Raw genomic sequence first — 19,287 nt, 5'->3', positions numbered from 1 at the left:
TGCAAAGCTGAATGCATATATAGTACATCATGAGGAATGTGGCAAATATGGATCATACAAAAGATTATATCAGTGATTTTTTCGGATTCATGAAAAAGGCGACAACATCCGTTCAGACGGTGGATGCCATAAGAGAACGTCTGGAAGCTGCAGGCTTCATGGAACTGGAAATGAGTGAGCCATGGACGTTGAATGCGTCGGGGAAATACTATATTACTCCATATCCTTCCATGTTGATGGCCTTTACTGTCGGAAGCGATCAATTTCCGGAAAAAAGTGTGAAAATTATCGCTGCTCACACGGATAGTCCCGGATTCAGGATCAAGCCTAATCCTGAGGTGAACATTGAAGGAATGCTGACACTGAATGTGGAACGTTATGGTGGACCAATTCTGAACACATGGTTCGATCGTCCCCTATCCATTGCCGGAAGAATTGCGGTGAGGTCCGATGCGGTTCTGAGGCCTAAAGTGATCCATCTGGATCTCCAAAGACCCATACTTATTATCCCTAACCTGGCCATCCATATGAACCGCGATGTCAATAAAGGCGTGGAGATCAAGGTCCAAAAAGAAATGCAGCCTCTTTTGACCCAGTTGCTCGAAGATGAAATTAAAGATAACCATCTTCTGGAGCTGGTTGCGAAGGAGGCTGGAGTCCGGCGTGAGGATATTCTGGACATGGACCTGAACGTCTATTGTTATGAAGAAGGTATGTTGGTGGGCTCAAAAGAGGAATTCATCTCCTGTCCGAGGATCGACGATCTGTCCATGGTATACGCTGCTATGGAAGCTCTTGTAGGGTCGGAACATAAGGACGGGATCAACATGGTTGCATTCATGGACAATGAGGAAATAGGTTCTATGACCAGGCAAGGTGCCGATTCCGTGATGCTGAGCAATGTTCTGGAAAGGATCCGTATGGGAACGGCAGGAAGGGAAAAACAAGCCATCCGGCAGGCAATGAACTTCTTTGTGATTTCAGCCGACTGTGCCCATGGGTTACATCCCAATTACAGTGAAAAGAGCGATATCACCAACAAGCCTGTTATGAACAAAGGGATCGCTATCAAGATCAGTTGTAATCGTTCCTATGCATCTGAAGTGGATACCATTGCAGCTTTTCAACAGCTGTGTGGCAAAGCAGGTGCGAAATATCAGAAATTCGTGAACCATTCGGACCAGCCGGGAGGAACGACCCTGGGTCCGCTGCTTACCAAATATATGCCTGTTCATGTAGTGGATGTAGGAGTGCCGATGTTGGCGATGCATTCAGCCAGGGAGCTGATGGGCAAACAGGACTTTCTGGATTCCATAGAAATATTCAGGACATTTTTTCAATTGGAGGAGTGATACATATAATGGCATACTTTGATATAACTGGATATTTTTTCAGTTTCTCAAAATAAATGAAGATAGCTTACTGGAAAGTAACGTGTAAAAATCACATTTCTTTTTCTTCACTATGATCTTTATGTTTGTTATACAATACCAAATATAACGAACCAATACATATGTAAAGTCCACCTAATGCCACATATGTGCTGTTTTTACTGAATCCTGCAGCGATAAAAAAGCATATTGCTGCCATATACCATAAAACCGCTGCAACTGAATAAGATTTTTGTTTCATGTTGTTCGTTCTCTTCTTAACTCTTTTATATAAAAATAATGAAAAGCAGACTATGGTTAGAAAAGCATTCTAAATCAGAAGAGATAATTGAGTATAAAGGCACGCCTGAAAGTGAAAAAAAGACATGAGAAAGAAGTTGGTCACAAGGCTTGACCTCCAACAATGAAGTTTATTACGGGATCAGGTTTCACCCTGTCCTGAATTTGCTTCACTTTCCAGCTGACTTCCCTGTGACCAATTTATACTATCTATTTAATGATATAAATTGCTGACGGTCATATTACTTTAAGTTATTTAATGAAGTGAATATGTGACTTAAAATTGTGTCTTTGAATTTTAAATTTCGAAAGATTAAGGTTTAAGATCATGTAATTCGTTCTCATTTATTTTCCTGAGAAACCCTGGATACTCTGGAAGCAGAGATGCTTTTAGTTCCTAGCTTAGAGCTGTTATCCTTTGCCTTTCTGGTATTTCCAGCATATGTGTACCCTGCGCATGTTTAAAAGAATATTATTAACGATATCTAAAAAAAGAAAGGTATTCCCCTATAAGAATTTATCTAAATGCTCTTCAGGTGATAATTAAGCAAAACATGATCATACATCGCTTGTTTTCGATAACAGACAGATCTGTGAGTATTTAGTTCTGTAGAAAAGAATCAAGAAAAAAATAATTGAAATTAGAAGATAATAGATGCAAACGCAATTGTGAGCGCAAGACCCAAAAAGCATTCTGTAAGCTCTGACACGGAATCACCTTATGTGAAAAGAACGGCTACAGTCATAAACGAAACATAGCAGAGTAGAGCTATATGGGTTGTTGTTTCCACGCACGTTTTTTCACTCGTTTTTTTGGCAGATACATAGGCAAATAAAGTATAAAAAGGTTACTAAAATAAAAAACTTTTTAGGGGATTGACATCCCATTCCTCTTAAAAGTGTAATAAGAACACATGATCATTTTTTCTTCACATTGACAGCTATATAACCAAATTAAAAAAAAGCATTAAAATACATTGACCACTTCGACATGTATAATGACAGCAGAAAAATCGCACTACCTCACACCACATGAAGTGGCTAAAAAGCTTAGGGTCGAAACCAAAACCGTGCATACATGGCTTCAGGAAGGGACCATGGATGGAGTAAAACTGGGCAGGCTCTGGCGAATTCCACGCTCTCAACTGGAGCAGGCAAATGATAATTCTTTTACAGTGAACGCCCGGATATTAAATATTAAAGAGATCCCTCGTAATATGTGCGACTACGATAAGGCAAGAGAGGAATGGAACAATGAAATTCCCGAGTATTTCAACTTTGGATATGATATCATTGATGCCTGGGCAAAGGAAGACCGCAACAAACTGGCCATGATATGGGTCAATCAGCAGGGAGAAGAGAAAAAGTACACCTTCAGAGACATGATGAAACTCTCCAACCAAGCAGCAAATATTCTGATCAAATATGGGATCAATAAAGGAGATAAAGTCGTTCTGTTGCTTCATCGCGTACCTGAATGGTGGATATTCGTAATTGCACTCATAAAGCTTGGTGCTGTCGTATGCCCGTGTCCGACACTTCTGACGCCAAGTGATATACAGTACAGGATCAACGTAGGCAAATTCAAAATGATGATTACTGATATGGAAAACTCGCTTAAGGTCGATGAGATACGAACGGAGTGTCCCACCCTAAAAGAATGTATGGTAATTGACGGAAAAAGAGATAATTGGGTCAGTTTCCAGCACGAGTTATTATATCCTGCACCCGTTTCACATAAATCGGTATCAATACCCGCACTTACGCATTCCACTGATCCGATGATGATCTATTTCACCTCGGGGACCACGGGTAAGGCCAAGATGGCGCTTCATAACAACGCATATCCATTGGGCCACAGGGTCACTGCAGAACTGTGGCAGGATCTGACCGAGAACGACCTGCATTTCACCTTCTCGGATACCGGCTGGGCAAAATGTGCATGGGGAAAAATATTCGGACAATGGATCGCTGGTTCATGCATCCTCGTGTATGACATCAGAGGAAAATTCGAGGCAACTGAGCTGCTCCCTCTTATCGAGAAATATGAAGTTACAACTTTCTGTTGTCCACCCACCATTTACAGGATGCTTATACTTGCCGACCTGACAAAGTTCGACCTAACTCAGCTCCGTCATTGCTGCAGTGCAGGCGAACCGTTGAATCCTGAAGTTATCAAAGTGTGGAAGGAAGGGACAGGCCTTAACATCTATGAAGGCTACGGCCAGACAGAGACCTGTTGTGCGATCTCATCGTTTGCCTGCCTGGAGAACAAGCCGGGTTCAATGGGAAAACCATCCCCGGGATGGAATATTGAACTTCATGATGAAGACGGGAACCCGGTCAATAAATTTGAAGAGGGAAGGATCGCTATCTCTCTTGATCCGCGACCTGTGGGTCTTCTTGTCAAATACCTTAATAACGATGAAGAGAATGAAAGATCATTCCAGAACGGATTCTATTACACTGGCGATAAGGCCTATATGGATGATGACGGCTATTTCTGGTTCGTAGGCCGCGATGATGATGTCATCAAAAGTTCAGGATACCGCATAGGTCCGTTTGAAGTTGAAAGTGCTCTTCTAGAGCATCCGGCTGTGCAGGAATCTGCTGTTATTGGTACTCCTGATAATATAAGGGGTATGATAGTCAAAGCTTTCGTAGTGCTGAACGAAGGATTTGAACCATCGGAGAAACTGATACAGGAACTTCAGAACCATGTAAAGCACACAACTGCACCCTACAAATATCCCCGTTCCATCGAATTCATGAATGAACTGCCAAAAACCATTGGAGGCAAGATCATGCGGAAAAAACTTAGGGAAATGGAATTAAAAAAGCTTCAGAGCGAATGATACAATAGATGAGCATATAGAAAAATAGCAAGGAGAAGCTGAGAAGAAAATGTATGCTACATCTATGAAAAATCCCTTTGGTATGGAATTCGTGCTTATCCCTGCCGGCGAGCTCAGAATGGATCCAAATAGGCATATATTTGAAAAACCGGCTAATAGAGTGATCATCCCAGAACCTTTCTACCTTGGAAAATATCTAGTCACCCAGAAAGAGTGGAGATCTGTAATGGGCAACGATCCTTCATGTTTTGAAGGAGATGACAGACCTGTTGAATGTGTTTCCTGGAACGATGTGCAGGAGTTTATCGCGAAGTTGAACATAAAGGAAGGTACTGACAAGTACTGCCTGCCCACTGAAGAGGAGTGGGAATATGCCTGCAGAGCAGGCACGACCACGAGATATTCTTTTGGAGACACCGATTCAAAATTGGGGGAATATGCATGGTATTGTGCTAACTCAGAGCATGAAACACATCCGGTAGGGCAGAAGAAACCAAATCCCTGGGGCTTATATGATATGCATGGTAATGTGTGGGAATGGTGTCAGAACAGATCAAATGGAAATTATGATGAGAATCTGGCTTATGCTAGTACCTGGGAAGATGTTGTTGTTTTTAGTCCTGTCCTGCGTGGCGGTGGCTGGGTCAGCTACCCCAGGAAATGTCGATCAGCCTACCGCATGACCTTCCACCCGAACTATGGCCACTACTCGCTTGGCTTCCGTCTTCTGAGGTCAGTGTGATTGCTCAAGTTTTCTACTTATGCCTCACTGCAATTCACTTAACCTCTGCCAGGATCACAACATAGTTTTTTCCGTATTTCTTTGCACATTTGGGACATGTTGTGTACCACATGAACCATTTCCTGATCTCAAGTCCCTGTTTTTGTGCATATGCATTGAAGTCATCGCCCCATTTTGCCGTATCCTTGAATGGTCCTTCATATACCTTGCTCAGGAATCTGCCACTAAGAGTGATGTTCTTAGCTCCCGGTACCTCCCTGTCAACTGCCAGATAAAGGTCCATGTTCCATTTTGAAGTGTGATCAGAAAGACAAAGCCATTCAGGAATATTCGCACCTGCATTTCGTACTTTTCCGTCAAGTCTTTTCATCACCCGGCCAAAGTTAACGGGCATATAGAAAAGTGTGAGGACCTTATCCTTAACAAATCTCTTGTCTTTCCATTCAAAGATCTTTCTGTCCCAGGGTCCGGGTTCAAATTTTGGACAACATTCTTCGTCCATACTAATACCTCTATCAATTAATAGAAATTGTGGAGTATAAAAAGGCTTCTTTTGGGAGTTCAATGAAAGCAGCGCCAATGAAAAATGAAGGGTCAGCATAGTTCAATGATAAAATTTCCCATCTGTGAGGATGTAGATACGGATCTTTTATATAAGTCAGATTTCTTATCACTTCGGAGAAAGTGGAGAGAACAATAATGCATATTTCTATCAGGCAAGAGGTAGAGAAGGACTTCAATGATGTAGAATACCTGACAAGAGAAGCATTCTGGGATCTATACAAACCAGGATGTGATGAACACCTTGTATTGCACAAAATAAGAAAAGTATCTGCGTTTGTAAAGGAACTGGATCTTATTGCATGTGATAACGATGTAATTGTAGGCAACATTATCTATTCAAGAGCTAAGGTAGTAAATGATGAAAATAAAGAATTCGAAGTTTTATGTATGGGTCCAATTGCAGTATTGCCATCATATCAAGATCAAGGGATTGGTTCTTTATTGATGGAACATTCTATCGAAAAGGCGAGGCAGTTGGGATATAAGGGTATAGTTATTTTTGGAAACCCAGACTACTATCATCGTTTTGGTTTTGTGGACGCTAAAGAATATAATATACAGACATCCTGGGGTGATAATCTTGATGCGTTTATGGTATTAGAGCTCTACGAGGACAGCTTGCGGGGCATTTCAGGTAAATTTTTTGAGGATGAAGTCTTTAAGATCGATAATGACGAGTTGGAGTATTTCGAAAAGCAATTCCCCTATAAAGAGAAACATGTTACAGACACTCAATTAAAACAGATTTGATTAATAACATGATCTTTGGTTACTATAATTAACAAAAAGCGACATAAAAACAACAGAAAGATTTAGAAAGAAATATATTCGTTGAATGATTTACTTACACTGTGGTAGGTATGATAGTCGGTAAAAATCGAATAAAAAGAATAGCTGCTATATTGGCAGTTTCTCTGCTTATGGTCATTGCAATGATATTTGTTTCAGGTATGGTATACGCTGATCTTTGAACCGGATTGACTTAACCGACTATTCAAAGGTAAAAATCAAGGCTGAAACATCAAGGCTGAAACTTCGTATATAGAAGTAAAGGGACTTGTCCCTACATTTTTTTCATGGAACTAATAGCAGCTATCAACTCATCAGGGCGCTTTGAATCAATAAGAAGGCTTTTCCCATTAGTGAGTTTTATCAGCACCTTTTCATGACTGCCACATTGATATATGGTCTTATTTGGGTAACGACGGATCCTCCAGTTATTAATTCCGTCAAGCAGTCCTCCTTTTGATATTTGAGAAAATTCAATTAAGTCAAAGGGAAAGTGCCTGAAGATCCGTTGTGTTGGACGGTACCTGATATGCAATCCGTCGTGCCGTACTTCAGTTGTCATTTCCATTTTAGAGAAGAGAAAACCTATAATTGCAAAAACAAGTACAGGAATACCTGCTAAAATGAGAAGGACTGAAGGAGCTTCAGGAACTATATAAAATATAGATAAAAGAGTTCCCACATTTATCATCATCATTAACCCTGCAAGAGCAAAGAACTGCATCCATTTGTCAAAATACTGCTTTTCCTGAAAAATAAGACCGTTTTCTGATTGTATAGCTGACATGCCCATGCTCCGTCTGATCATATTCTCTTTCTTTGACAGATGATTTTTAGTTATTCAGTAATTATTTATCTTATCTCCTTCATATTCTGAAATATGGGTAAATAAGGCAATATAGTATTAGTCTATAATTATATTAATATTTAATTGTTGATGAATACTATAATTGGGTGAAAACATGGCAAGATTTTGTAAAGTTTGTGGAAGCAAAAGTGGCAGATGTAATCATGTGATGCTGGAATTAAAGAAAAAGGAAGAAGATCTGAGTGAACAGAAGAACAATATCGTGAAAAATGATTAATCACTTTTGTTTATGCGATGAAGATCCCCTTAGATATGCTAGAAATTAACTTAAAAGATCATACATCCATCAGAAAGAAAAGAAATGATAACAAAAGTTGCTATCAAAATACGTTTTATTGAAGTCATTTGTCCTGTTCACAGGTCAATGCATGAAATATTCGATGCACGCCCGTTGGACAAAATCGATCATATTGTCCTTCAATTTTGCTTCTTGTTCTGAAAGCTGTTCTGTATTCAGGTATCTAAAATAGATTTCCTGGAACTGAATAAATGTCGTTTTGTCTCGTTCCATAGAATTCCCCTCATATGGTATGTTAGTTATATGTACAATATTAGTATATAAATTTTCACGCAATTACTGTTATTGATCATACTTGAATAGAGAAAGGTAAGCACTTTTAGCCTGATTCTTTGATCAGCCACATTGTTGTGCATAATTTGCACTCTATTGCAGGTAAACTTAGAAAGTTGATGTGTGCCTGCCTGAACCATACACTCATATAGTTGATGTCAAATGGATACTGATCTAACCGGAAGTTTGAAAATGATCACATATAGGCTTTATATAACTGCTGGAATGGAAGACAAAGATGCTGGATCCTACCATACTTTACTTGATGCGATCAAGGAAAAGCATGGGATAGGATATGAGCGTGTGGACATCGCCACTTTGACCGATGCTGAGAAAGAACAACTTGTAGAGGATCTCAGAATAATAAGCAGGAAAAATGGGATCGGTGTTGTCAGCAAAGGCAGTGGAGTGCTCCCCATTTCCCGCAGGAAGAAGCTTGGGAAAATATGCATACTGCTAAAGCTGGAAAAAGGCCAGGTCACGAACGTTTATCCTCATGAGATAAACAAGAAGAGGATAGATATTGCTTCACATTTGAACAGGGTGCTGAAAGCAAGCTCTATGAATGAGATCACGGATCACAGTTCCATTTCAGAGAAGGACATTGCCAGAATGATCTCCACTTTTCCTGAACTCATAGAAGAAGGACTGGAGTTCATTGACACTGAAGTAGAGACAGAAGGCGGACAGATAGATGCCGTATTCAAAAGTAAGAAGGATGAACATCTTTTGATAGAGATCGAGATCGAGGCCAGGGATAATGCCATAGGACAGGTACAGAGATTTGTCACCTATTCAGAAAAGTACAACATCCCCCGGGAAAAGATCAGATTGGGGATCGTCTGTGCACGGATAGCTGATAGCAGATTGAAAGCCTGCATTGGCGCAGGCATAGAAGTTTATGTACTCGGTCTGGATAAGAAAACCCCAGATGCATAACCAGCCTACAGATATTATTTACAAAAAATGTGTTAAAAGTAAAATGTGGGGGACTAATACCCCCGAAAAAAGTTATTTAACTAATTACTTTCTTTTCTGCTCTTTTGCAGGTGCAGGGGACTTAACTCCCTTCTTCTGTGCGTCCTTCTTTTGTTCCATTGTTTTCACCTCATCAAAGAATACTTATTTAACATGATCTTTCGGTAAATTTTAGTAATTACTTTCTTTTCTGCTCTTTTGCAGGTGCAGGGGACTTAACTCCCTTCTTCTGTGCGTCCTTCTTTTGTTCCATTGTTTTCACCTCATCAAAGAATACTAAATGATCAATAGCATACGGTAAATTTAGTAATTACTTCCTTTTCTGTTCCTTAGCAGGTGCTGGAGCTTTTACTCCCTTCTTCTGTGCTTCTTTCCTCTGTTCCATCAATTTCACCTCCGTCCGGATAATACCGACTTGCCATAATATACGAATCGATTGACGTAACGACCAATTCAGGTAGTTGCTCAATCTAGGATATTATTCGTATTAATAATATATAAATTTAATTATATTCAAAGTGCCGGTTTCTTAGCAGTAATTCCAGCCTTGAAATAACATATCGTCGGAAATGGATTATGATAAGTTCGATTCGTTCGACGAACATACCAGGACCATGCAAAAACATTATTGCTAAGGATATTACTATTCTTTAATATGGATAGTTTCAACCTGGTGACCCATGAACCAAGAATGCTGGTAGTGACCGGTGAAAAAACATTTGAGGAAATGAAAGAACTGGCCTGGAACAAAAAGACTACAGCTTTTGGAGGACTCAAGAATCTTCTGTCGCGACCAAAACCTGAAGATATTACTATAACCCATTCAGAAAAACAATACAAACCTTTCTGGCATGCTGTCTGTTCCACACACTTTGAATATAAGCGTAATCGTGAATTCACCGTTAAGATTAGTGATCCTATAGTTCAGAAAGTAACAATATTTGGTGAAGAAAAGACCATAGATCCCCAAAGGGACATCACACTTTCACGCATAGAACACTGTCTGGAATCCAATACAAAAGAGCTCTTTGTGGATGCCTGTACTGAAAAGGAAGAGGACTTTTCCAGATATATCTCCATGTCCACAAGGGAACTTGCACAGACCGAAGAGCTGAATGAAGGGGACACTATAGTACTTCCGGTAAAAGTAAAGGCTGCATACATTGTCAGGAAAATGTTGACCGAAATGCTAAAACCCATAGATGCTGATGAAATACTGGATGAGACCGTGAGCATAGATACCCTGGACCTCTATTTCAGGCCAGTTTATGCTTTCGAGTATAACTGGGTCCCGAAGAACAAACAGAACGTACTGGAGTTCGACGGCATCACCGGCGAGTTCTATTCAGGGAAAGTTCTCAAGGAAAAGATGACAGAGATCTTCACTGAGGAATCTTTGTTCGAGATTGGCGGTGAGATCGCAGGTTTCATTGTTCCGGGTGCGGGAATACCTGTAAAGATACTTCAGGAATCCAGAAAAAGAAAGAAAGTGATCGATAAATAACAACTTTTTAAATTGCTATAACATCCAGTGCTATTGCTATCATAAGTAGGATTTCCGCCGTACATGGGCACTCCCATAAACGATCCTTTTCTGCCGGAGTGAACATTTTTTTTAATACCTTCCCGTACAAAGATATAAGAACAGAAAGATAGGCAATCACTAAGCGTTACACATTTAATATATACCCTCCATAGTATATTGGAGTGGACCCTTTGGATCATATATTTATTCCTGAAACATGTATGGAAATCCACAATTCCCCAAATGATCGTATTTTCAATGGACCTGCGGGTCTGAAAAAGGTAAATGGGCCCAATAGATCAATATTTAATTCTGGTGAGATGAATGGTCAAACATGAACACATAGTTGAAAAGACAAGAGAATGGCTTGTTAGATATGCAGATAAAAAAGGATACATCCTTAACCCTGATGAAGAAATGCTGCATATAGTCATCGATGGCCTTACAAGGAACAGGAATGAGCTAGGGCGCCAGTACTGTCCTTGCAGGATAGTTACCGGAGACAAGGAAGAGGATAAAAATATAATCTGTCCATGTGTGTACCATGAAGAAGAGATCAAGACAAATGGAAGTTGTCATTGTGGCCTGTTCTTCAAGAACAACGGCAATGGACAGTGAACAGTCCTGAAGGAAGACAGCTATCATGCCAACTCTAATGGAGATCTACCAGCTGCTGCCAAAAACAAACTGCAAAAAATGCGGAAAAGCTACCTGTATGGCCTTTGCAGTGGAGCTGCTGGCACGTAAGCTAAGTATAGAGGATTGTCCGCCTCTCAAGGAAGAGAAATATCGTGCAGGCTATGAAAAGCTCAATGAGCTGATAACTCCTGTGGGTGATGTCACTGAAACAGGTTTTCTTGTGCATGAAGACAAATGCATCGGCTGTGGCAACTGTGTAGTGGCATGTCCGGTGAACGTGGTGGGAGATCCGGAAGGAACAGGCAGTGGCAGGGCACCGAGCAACGATAAGGTGATCCTATATATAAAGGACGGCATAGTCCGGCCAGTGAATATCCACGAATGTCGCCGTTTTGGTCCCAACAAGACATTATGTTATGCATGCATAGACACATGCCCCACAAAAGCAATAGAATTTGTATGACCCTTTCAGGAGTGATATAATTGGACGACGGACCATTAGTTTGTACAGGTTGTGCCTTACTATGTGATGATATTACAGTGGAGCTGCAGGACAACAAGGTGATCAGAGTTGACACAGCATGCCTAAAAGGCGTTTCGCGCATGAAAGGCTGCGTTTCACCCATGCCATGCACAGTGGATGGAAAAACTGTTGATGAAAACACTGCAATAAAGGAAGCAGCCAGGATACTGAAAGAAGCAAAGCATCCTCTTATCTTCGGGCACGGGAATTCCACACTGGAAGCCCAGACAAAAGCCATAGAGCTTGCAAGAGAACTTGGTGCACATATCGATGATACATCTTCTTTCTGCCAGGGACCTCTGGTTGAGGCTATTCTCAACGAAAAAATACCGACCTGCACTCTGGATGAAGTGCGACACATGGCTGATGTGATCGTATTCTGGGGAGCGGACCCTTCACATTCCCATCCACGGCATCTTTCCATGTATTCCTACTTCCCCCGGGGAAAACAGCGCCAGAGAGGCTGGGAAGAGGACCGGACCGCCGTAATCATAGATGTAAGAAGATCTGATACTGCTGCCGTTTGCGGCGATAAGCTCTACGAGATACCGGTTGGAGCGGATCCGGAATTCATGAACGCTCTTCTTAATGCTTTATCCAGTAAGGTTCCAAAGACATCGTTCAATATGGATCCCAAAAGGATATTGGAATTAGCAAATATACTGAAAAAGGCAGAGTTCGGAGTAGTGTTTGCAGGTCTCGGCATGACATATTCCCTGGATTCACTGGACCCCCTCTTCAGCTTAATGAACAAGCTCAACGAAACTTCAAAATTCCATCTGATACCCATGGTGGGACAATACAATATGCGTGGTTTCGATCACACTCTCTTCAGGGAGACCGGTCATATCAACAGGGTGTATTTCGGAGGAGAAAAAGTCGAGCATGGACCACAGCAATCTGTGATAGAACTCATCAGCAATGACGTTATAGATGCAGCCCTGATCATCGGCTCTGATCCTCTTGCAAGCCTCCCGGGGACAATTGCAAAGAAACTTAGTAAGGTTCCGTTAATTACCGTTGACCCATGCGAGAACCTGACCTCCAGAAGATCCAAAGTGACCATTCCCTCTGCCCTTAGCGGTGTTGAATGCGCAGGCACTGCGATACGTATGGATGGTGTGGAAGTGATACTTAAACAGATCATTGAAACTAACAGGCTTACAGATGAAAAGATCATTTCCCGTATCATGGAGGAGATATGATGGGATTCGGACAATTCCTCACAGAACCTGAGTTCAAGTTCATCATCGTTACCCACAGGGATATATTTCAGAACACCGCCCAGGAAAATTCCAGGTTCGGTGATCAATATGCCGAACTTTCTTCGGTCATAAGGCTGGATAAGGATGATATGAAGAAGATGGGAGTGAAAGCAGGAGATCCGGTTGTTGCAAAAAATGCTTCCGGAAGAGTGATATTAAAAGCTGAGGGTTCAACCCTTGAACAGTCTCATCCGGGAACAGCGTTCATGATCAATGGGCCCTGGGCTAATGCTCTTGTGGCTGCTGATACAGGAGGTACAGGCGTACCTGCCTTCAAGAATATAGAGGCAATGTTATCGAGATCAAAAGGAGAAAAGGTTACATCGCTTGCTGAACTGGTCTAGTGTAGCAATGTATAAGGAGGGTATAGCATGAATGATGCAGAAAGCTTTTGGGAAGGGAAAAGTTATCTGATAGTGACCGACGGATCAAAGCCGGCTATAAAATTGACCATAGAAGAACTCAAAAAAAAGGGCATGCCCGTGCAGGTTCTGGATATCAAAGGCATGGATACAGATCAAACCAATGCTGCCCTTAAAGCTTTGTCCCTGCCGGTGGAAAAAGTTGTGATCGGTATCACGGCTATGGAACCTGCTGATATCATAAAATATCTTATTGACAGGAATTGTAAAGATATTTGGGTTCACTGGAGAACCGATACTGAAAAAGTTCGTGCAATAGCTTCAGGCACATCAGGCAATATATTGATAGGCAGGTGTCCGATGCTGTACCTTGGGAACGGATTGAGCATCCATGGAATGCACCGGTTGATTGCACGTTCTTTCGGAAAGTATTGATCTTTCTCTTTTACCGGAATACACTCGATACCCGGAAAAGTTGAAGAGAATGTTTGTTCCGTTTCGGCCGATGATCGTGGTAGATATTTTAGTATTGAATAAAAACGGTGGATCATGGTAAATTCTCTATCCCATGCAGGGATCGGCCTGCTCATTGTTTTACTTTTGGGATTACGCGGAAGAAAAAGTAAACTGGTGGTTTTGTTCTCGATACTTCCTGACCTTGATTTTATTCCATATGCCATATTCCTTCTGCTGGAAAAAAACCTGAGCTCTGAGATGCGAAACAGTTTGTTCTATTTGATGGGGCATAGGGAATTCATGCACTCCATATTGTTCATTATAATAGTTGTGCTGCTTCTTCATATAATAGAGAAGAACCTGCGTCTTACTATCGCATGCTTCCTGGCAATTCTTAGTCACGTATATCTGGATTATGCAACAAGCTGGAAAATGCGCCCTTTTTTTCCTTTTATAAAAGAAAGCTCGACCCTGGGCGCCTTTGATTTCTTTGATCCTATTATAACTGTAATTTCCCTGATACCTCTGTTCATACTGTTGTTATGGTATCAGAGGAATAAAGGAAAATGGGCAAAAATGGACCATGTATACAGATACCTGCAACAGCATAAGAGAACGATAATAGTTTCTATATCATGTGTTTTTCTTATCTGGTGCGCTTTTGCACCCTTTACTAAACTCATGCTGGTACAATATATCTCAGATACGGAAGACTATGATATTTCGTATCAGAATATGGCACCTATGTCATTTGGGAAGTTCATAGGTGCATACAGCTTTAATGAAACGCATTATAAGATATTTGAAGCAACTTACTGGAAAGGCATACACAGATCGAGCCTTGTTCCAATGAACTCTTATGACAATATACCTGCAGAGAATTACGGATATATCTCAAGAGCTGCAGCATTGTATGATTCCAGCTTGCCACAGGAGATAGATTATCCTGTGTACAATATAACGGGGAACTCGACCACTACTACTGTTACTGTTTCGGATGCCAGGTCAGTTTACGTGAAATACTGGGCATATTTCAAGGTAGAATATATTTTTATCTTCGATAAAGAGAATTCTAGTTACATGGTCTTCATGAAAGACCAGAGGAACATAGAACGACCTGTGCCTTTGAAAAGATTCATTGACACTTAATGTATCATCAACACATCAGCGATATACTCCTGAGAATAGCGATCGATGACATCAGTTCTACTTGTGTGAACATGTGGTTTAAATTCATGTTCATTGATTGGATTCTGTGGGATGATGTTTACATGGAAACTAATTATCTTTATCATGAGGATGAGGGGCTGCCTTCTGTAACCATTGCGATCCATGAGTTCGTAGACCACGATACATGGAGTCTGCATCTGGCCTTACACGTCAATGGTGTGCTTGTAGGAACAGCCTCCGCTAAACCGGGTAATTCCAAATATGATCAGGAAACGGTTGTTGCAGCTTTGCATTGTCTGAAGAACGATTATTTCAGGGCTATAGGCTCACCTATGAGATATGAGAATGGAAAACTTATATTTCTCAAACCTGATAATGGAATGGCATTGAGAAAAGGAATACAAATACAAACAAACAGGCAGAAAAAGTCATATTCTATGGCTCTATCCAGAAACGTACCACAAAAGTTATTTGCCTGATCCTCAAATAGTCTCTCTAGGCGTTGCATATTAATAATATAGCCTTCAAAAGAGGAGGTTACAGGAGGTTTTTTTGTGGTAGAGACAGATGATCTTGACGATATGATAATGAACAAGCCCGGTCCCCGTGAAGCTAAAAAGATAGAACATGACATGCTTAACAGAGCTGCTTCCAATCCGGTGCGGCGTAAGCTCATAAAGGAAATAGGGATATACGGTGCTTCAAAAGATGAACTTCTTAAGAACCTGGCTCTGCAAGAAACGGCCTTCAAGTTCCAGATAGATTACCTGCTGCATCAGGAGCTTGTAAAAGAAGAAGAGGGAAAATACCGTCTTACTGACAAGGGTCTTGAAATACTTGAAATGCACAGGTGAACAACACTGGCATTGAGAATGGTTTTGCATGGCAGGATGAACATTTTTAAAATTTTCGTTCTTTTTCTGCTTGTTTGTGGCTGTGTTGAACAGCAACAAACCCCGGCAGCGAATGTATCAGAAAAGGAAGATGCTTTTTTCGATGGCATGGAACTTACTTCAATTAAAGAACAGCGTAACAATGCCATAAAAGGGACTCAGTTCATCAACAAGGAAACCTATACACTTCAGGTTACCGGAATGGTGAACAGGTCTCTGAACCTTACCTATGAGGAACTGCTTGCTTTACCTGTGGCTGACAGGTTCGTACGCATGGACTGTGTGGAGGGCTGGGGATTCGATGCCAGGTGGACAGGTGTTACCTTAAACAGCATTTTCAATGATTCCGGATTAAAACCGGGCGCTAAAAATGTAATATTCTATTGTGATGATGGTTATTCCACATCCCTGGAACTAGATTATCTGAGAGGGAAGGACATAATGCTGGCATACAGGCTCAATAATGTAACATTACCTTCTGAGAGAGGTTTCCCCCTGCAATTGGTTGCCGAAGGCAGATATGGGTACAAATGGGCAAAATGGGTCACGCATATAGAAGTGACCGACCAGCCTTATGAGGGATTCTGGGAATCCAGAGGTTACAGCAATATAGCCATTGTAAGAGAGCGTTGATTTGTGTTCTTCTGAATAAATGCGTTCTTTTCAGGTCCTGTCCACGGATAATGATCTCCGTGGCACAATATTAATCTAAGGTTCATGTCATTTACTACCCCATGGGCAGCATCATCTCCGCAAAAGGGCTTACCAAAAGGTTCGCAGGACACGTTGCACTGGATAGCATCGATCTTGATATAGAACAAGGAGAATTTGTGCTGATACTGGGTCCCAACGGTGCAGGTAAAACGACATTGCTCAAAATACTTGAAACCCTTGTGCGACCTTCATCCGGCTCAGTGGAGATCGGTGGGATGGAACTCGGCAAAGCTGCCGTACAGATCAGAAAGATGATCGGCGCCATCTCGCATGAAAGTTATCTGTATAATGATCTGACAGTAGAGGAAAACCTACGTTTTTTTGGAAAGATGTATGGCCTTTCAGATGATGAACTTACTATAAGGATAGAAGTGCTTCTGGAACAGATACATCTCGAGCACAGGTATATGGATAGGGTAAGCACACTTTCCAGAGGTATGAAGCAGCGCCTGTCAATCGCACGTTCTCTGATCCATGGTCCGGAAATCATCCTTATGGATGAACCATACACAGGACTTGACCTGCAGTCAGCCTGTGATCTCGAGAAAATACTTCTTGAAAACAGCAGAAGATCCACTGTGCTCATGGTCACCCATGAGATGCATCGGGCATTTAATATATGTGACAGGATCGTCATACTTTGCAGCGGGAAGATCTCTTCTGATATCCGACGAAAAGATATAGGTTCTGTGGAAGAATTACAAGGTTTCTACACAAAGATCTTTGAGGAAAGAACATGATACGCAGCCTTTACATCACCGCAAAGGACCTGCGTACGGAACTGCGCACAAAACAGGTAATTAATTCCATGCTTGTCTTCTCACTGGTGGTCATGGTGATCTTCAGTTTATCCCTGAGTGATGTACTTAGCGACTCCTCGGTCATTGATAGAGTGGCTCCCGGCCTGTTATGGATAGCCTTCATTTTTGCCGGAACACTGGGCATTACCCGGTTATTCGCTTCGGAAACTGAGAATGGCTGCCTTGAAGGGCTAAGGCTCTGTCCTGTGGAAAGTGCGGCCATATATACCGGAAAGGCGATATCAGGCATGTGCCTGATGCTGGTGGTGGAAATTGTCACGTTACCTGTTTTCATAGTGCTGTTCAATTATAGTATCCCAAGCATACCTCTGATGGTCATAGTGATACTGCTGGGCACTGCGGGTTTTTCTGTTGTCGGCACTTTGCTCTCTGCCCTGACCGTCAACACACGTACCAGAGAGATACTTCTCCCTGTGATCTTACTTCCTCTGCTGTTGCCGGTACTGATCCCGGCTGTGCTGGCCACGGCTAAAATACTGACAGGAGAAGGATTATTCGATGTACTCACCGAGCTGCGCCTGATGGCTGTATATGATATTGTTTTCTTCACACTGGCACGTTTGTTGTTCGACCATACAATGGAAGGATAAAATAGAACGACAACATGAAATCAGATAAATATTGATATTGAACCATCATAGAAATTAAGATTCAATATGGGACAAAAGTATGGAAAATAAGAAACTAAGGATATTGACCGTTGTGACCACTGCACTTGTGCTGCTGTCAATGTACATGATCTTTTTCTACTTACCCATTATGAGGTCAGGCTCCGGGGAGGTACTTGACAGTAGTTTCAGGATATTCTATTTCCACATGCCCATAGCTATTACGGCATATCTTGCCTTTTTCATTGTCTTTGCTGCCAGTGTCATGCAGTTGAGGTCCAATGATGCTAAGTGGGATATTTATGCCAGGTCAGCAGCAGAGATTGGGGTGATATTTGCTTTACTGGTACTGATCACCGGTTCTATCTGGGCCCGGGCCACATGGGGCTGGTATTGGATATGGGAACCACGGCTTACCACATCCCTTGCACTATTCCTGGTCTATGTCACATACCTGCTGCTGCGCCAGGCCATAGAGGAACCGGAGTCCAGAGCAAGGCTGGCAGCAGTATTTGGAATTGTGGGATTTGTCTCTGTGCCTCTGAGCTTTTTCTCCATCCGGTTATGGCGTTCTGCCCATCCGTTAATGTTCGGGGAGGCGATGTACGGCAGCTCAGGAGGAGGACTGGAGGGCTCGGCGTTGCAGCTGACGCTTTTAGTGAACTTTGTGGCGTTCCTTGTTTTGTTCATAACACTGTTCATTTACAGATCAAATATGGAAAACCTGAAAGAAGAGATACGTGTTCTCAGGGGATCAAGTCGCTGACATTTATATTTTTATATAGAGCTGGTTTCATAAGTATAAATACCCCTTTATCCAATAATAGTATGGGGATTTGAATGGGTTTTAAAGAACTCTCTGATGAACAATGGAAGTTTATTAAAACATTCCTGCCTCCACAACCGATAACCGGAAGAAAGAGAGTTGATGACCGTAAGGTCATCAACGGTATTCTTTATGTCCTGATAACAGGTTGTAGATGGAGGGATCTACCGCCTTCTTATGGTTCTGGAATAACAGCTTGGAGAAGATTAAAAAGATGGTCAGAAGCAGGAATATGGAATAAGATAATGGAATCTCTTCGAGATTCCGCTTATTATAAAGGTAAGTTTTCAATAGATACTGTGTGTATTGATAGCAGTTTCGTTGAAACAGTGCGACAAGAAGCTAGATTATGAATTGCGTAAACGCTATCTTTTCCATTTAAGATAATCCTACTATGACATGCGTTGATGGTAACATCAAGGTGTGAAGCTCATAGGACAATGTGGAG

At 41.6% G+C, this 19,287-nt stretch carries 24 protein-coding genes; 20 read left to right on the top strand and 4 right to left on the bottom strand.

From position 1 onward, the window contains the following. The first annotated feature begins 47 nt into the window (after positions 1–47). Positions 48–1,352: a M18 family aminopeptidase gene (locus tag AB7U21_RS03930; protein ID WP_428387163.1), complete on the top strand. Its 1,305-nt coding sequence runs from the start codon at positions 48–50 to the stop codon at positions 1,350–1,352. Positions 1,353–1,443: 91 nt separating this feature from the next. Here AB7U21_RS03930 and AB7U21_RS03925 read toward each other — a convergent pair whose 3' ends face one another. Then, positions 1,444–1,632, bottom strand: a complete 189-nt coding sequence (locus AB7U21_RS03925) for a hypothetical protein (RefSeq protein ID WP_428387161.1) — start codon at positions 1,630–1,632, stop codon at positions 1,444–1,446. Positions 1,633–2,668: 1,036 nt separating this feature from the next. On the opposite strand from AB7U21_RS03925, the gene AB7U21_RS03920 reads away from it, so the two are divergent. Together AB7U21_RS03920 and AB7U21_RS03915 are read left to right on the top strand one after the other, a co-directional pair. Continuing rightward, the gene (locus AB7U21_RS03920; protein ID WP_428387159.1) at positions 2,669–4,525 is read left to right on the top strand and encodes an AMP-binding protein; all 1,857 of its coding nucleotides are present in this window, start codon (positions 2,669–2,671) and stop codon (positions 4,523–4,525) included. Positions 4,526–4,574: 49 nt separating this feature from the next. Further along, positions 4,575–5,267: a formylglycine-generating enzyme family protein gene (locus AB7U21_RS03915; RefSeq protein WP_428387157.1), complete on the top strand. Its 693-nt coding sequence runs from the start codon at positions 4,575–4,577 to the stop codon at positions 5,265–5,267. 34 nt (positions 5,268–5,301) lie between these two features. Here AB7U21_RS03915 and AB7U21_RS03910 read toward each other — a convergent pair whose 3' ends face one another. Then, positions 5,302–5,769, bottom strand: coding sequence for a hydrolase (locus tag AB7U21_RS03910; RefSeq protein ID WP_428387155.1), 468 nt, complete (start codon positions 5,767–5,769; stop codon positions 5,302–5,304). Between the two features lie 197 nt (positions 5,770–5,966). Here AB7U21_RS03910 and AB7U21_RS03905 point away from each other — a divergent pair, with 197 nt between their 5' ends. Next, a complete protein-coding gene (locus AB7U21_RS03905; RefSeq protein WP_428387153.1) occupies positions 5,967–6,581 on the top strand; it encodes a GNAT family N-acetyltransferase in 615 nt (204 codons plus the stop codon). Between the two features lie 313 nt (positions 6,582–6,894). On the opposite strand, the gene AB7U21_RS03900 is transcribed toward AB7U21_RS03905, so the two are convergent. Beyond that, positions 6,895–7,407 (bottom strand): DUF6141 family protein, encoded by a 513-nt coding sequence (locus tag AB7U21_RS03900; RefSeq protein ID WP_428387151.1) that lies wholly within the window; start codon positions 7,405–7,407, stop codon positions 6,895–6,897. A gap of 175 nt (positions 7,408–7,582) precedes the next feature. On the opposite strand from AB7U21_RS03900, the gene AB7U21_RS03895 reads away from it, so the two are divergent. Beyond that, the gene (locus tag AB7U21_RS03895) at positions 7,583–7,705 is read left to right on the top strand and encodes a hypothetical protein (protein ID WP_428387149.1); all 123 of its coding nucleotides are present in this window, start codon (positions 7,583–7,585) and stop codon (positions 7,703–7,705) included. Between the two features lie 144 nt (positions 7,706–7,849). Here the strand turns inward: AB7U21_RS03895 and AB7U21_RS03890 are convergent, their stop codons facing one another. After that, positions 7,850–7,999, bottom strand: coding sequence for a hypothetical protein (locus tag AB7U21_RS03890; protein ID WP_428387147.1), 150 nt, complete (start codon positions 7,997–7,999; stop codon positions 7,850–7,852). Positions 8,000–8,221: 222 nt separating this feature from the next. Here AB7U21_RS03890 and AB7U21_RS03885 point away from each other — a divergent pair, with 222 nt between their 5' ends. From AB7U21_RS03885 to AB7U21_RS03815, 15 genes are all read left to right on the top strand, one after another. Next, on the top strand, positions 8,222–8,998 hold the full coding sequence (locus tag AB7U21_RS03885; RefSeq protein WP_428387145.1) for an endonuclease NucS domain-containing protein: 777 nt from the start codon (positions 8,222–8,224) through the stop codon (positions 8,996–8,998). 694 nt (positions 8,999–9,692) lie between these two features. Beyond that, positions 9,693–10,541: a hypothetical protein gene (locus AB7U21_RS03880; protein ID WP_428387143.1), complete on the top strand. Its 849-nt coding sequence runs from the start codon at positions 9,693–9,695 to the stop codon at positions 10,539–10,541. Positions 10,542–10,886: 345 nt separating this feature from the next. Then, positions 10,887–11,180 carry a ferredoxin-thioredoxin reductase catalytic domain-containing protein gene (locus AB7U21_RS03875; RefSeq protein ID WP_333788209.1) on the top strand — a complete coding sequence of 98 codons (294 nt, stop codon included), beginning with the start codon at positions 10,887–10,889 and terminating at the stop codon, positions 11,178–11,180. Positions 11,181–11,205: 25 nt separating this feature from the next. After that, positions 11,206–11,664: a (Fe-S)-binding protein gene (locus AB7U21_RS03870; protein WP_333788210.1), complete on the top strand. Its 459-nt coding sequence runs from the start codon at positions 11,206–11,208 to the stop codon at positions 11,662–11,664. A 20-nt stretch (positions 11,665–11,684) separates the two neighbouring features. Further along, positions 11,685–12,929, top strand: coding sequence for a formylmethanofuran dehydrogenase subunit B (locus AB7U21_RS03865; RefSeq protein ID WP_428387141.1), 1,245 nt, complete (start codon positions 11,685–11,687; stop codon positions 12,927–12,929). Then, positions 12,926–13,333: a molybdopterin dinucleotide binding domain-containing protein gene (locus AB7U21_RS03860; RefSeq protein ID WP_428387139.1), complete on the top strand. Its 408-nt coding sequence runs from the start codon at positions 12,926–12,928 to the stop codon at positions 13,331–13,333. The genes AB7U21_RS03865 and AB7U21_RS03860 overlap by 4 nt, the downstream gene beginning before the upstream one ends. 27 nt (positions 13,334–13,360) lie before the next feature. Next, positions 13,361–13,786 carry a hypothetical protein gene (locus AB7U21_RS03855; protein ID WP_333788213.1) on the top strand — a complete coding sequence of 142 codons (426 nt, stop codon included), beginning with the start codon at positions 13,361–13,363 and terminating at the stop codon, positions 13,784–13,786. Between the two features lie 114 nt (positions 13,787–13,900). After that, a complete protein-coding gene (locus AB7U21_RS03850) occupies positions 13,901–14,956 on the top strand; it encodes a metal-dependent hydrolase (protein WP_333788214.1) in 1,056 nt (351 codons plus the stop codon). An 86-nt stretch (positions 14,957–15,042) separates the two neighbouring features. Beyond that, positions 15,043–15,456, top strand: a complete 414-nt coding sequence (locus tag AB7U21_RS03845) for a hypothetical protein (protein ID WP_428387136.1) — start codon at positions 15,043–15,045, stop codon at positions 15,454–15,456. Between the two features lie 75 nt (positions 15,457–15,531). Next, positions 15,532–15,831 (top strand): winged helix-turn-helix domain-containing protein, encoded by a 300-nt coding sequence (locus AB7U21_RS03840; protein WP_333788216.1) that lies wholly within the window; start codon positions 15,532–15,534, stop codon positions 15,829–15,831. A gap of 36 nt (positions 15,832–15,867) precedes the next feature. Continuing rightward, complete coding sequence (locus AB7U21_RS03835; protein ID WP_428387134.1) at positions 15,868–16,503, top strand: molybdopterin-dependent oxidoreductase; 636 nt, start codon at positions 15,868–15,870, stop codon at positions 16,501–16,503. A 101-nt stretch (positions 16,504–16,604) separates the two neighbouring features. Further along, positions 16,605–17,324, top strand: a complete 720-nt coding sequence (locus AB7U21_RS03830) for an ABC transporter ATP-binding protein (protein ID WP_428387132.1) — start codon at positions 16,605–16,607, stop codon at positions 17,322–17,324. Continuing rightward, positions 17,321–17,995: a heme exporter protein CcmB gene (locus tag AB7U21_RS03825; RefSeq protein ID WP_333788219.1), complete on the top strand. Its 675-nt coding sequence runs from the start codon at positions 17,321–17,323 to the stop codon at positions 17,993–17,995. The genes AB7U21_RS03830 and AB7U21_RS03825 overlap by 4 nt, the downstream gene beginning before the upstream one ends. A 79-nt stretch (positions 17,996–18,074) precedes the next feature. Then, on the top strand, positions 18,075–18,779 hold the full coding sequence (locus AB7U21_RS03820; protein WP_333788220.1) for a cytochrome c biogenesis protein: 705 nt from the start codon (positions 18,075–18,077) through the stop codon (positions 18,777–18,779). A 74-nt stretch (positions 18,780–18,853) separates the two neighbouring features. Next, positions 18,854–19,192 carry a transposase gene (locus AB7U21_RS03815; protein WP_428387129.1) on the top strand — a complete coding sequence of 113 codons (339 nt, stop codon included), beginning with the start codon at positions 18,854–18,856 and terminating at the stop codon, positions 19,190–19,192. The last annotated feature ends 95 nt before the right edge of the window (positions 19,193–19,287 follow it).

This window comes from Methanomethylovorans sp., assembly GCF_050177135.1.
Lineage (GTDB): Archaea > Halobacteriota > Methanosarcinia > Methanosarcinales > Methanosarcinaceae > Methanomethylovorans.
This window is presented reverse-complemented; position numbering and strand designations above follow the sequence as displayed.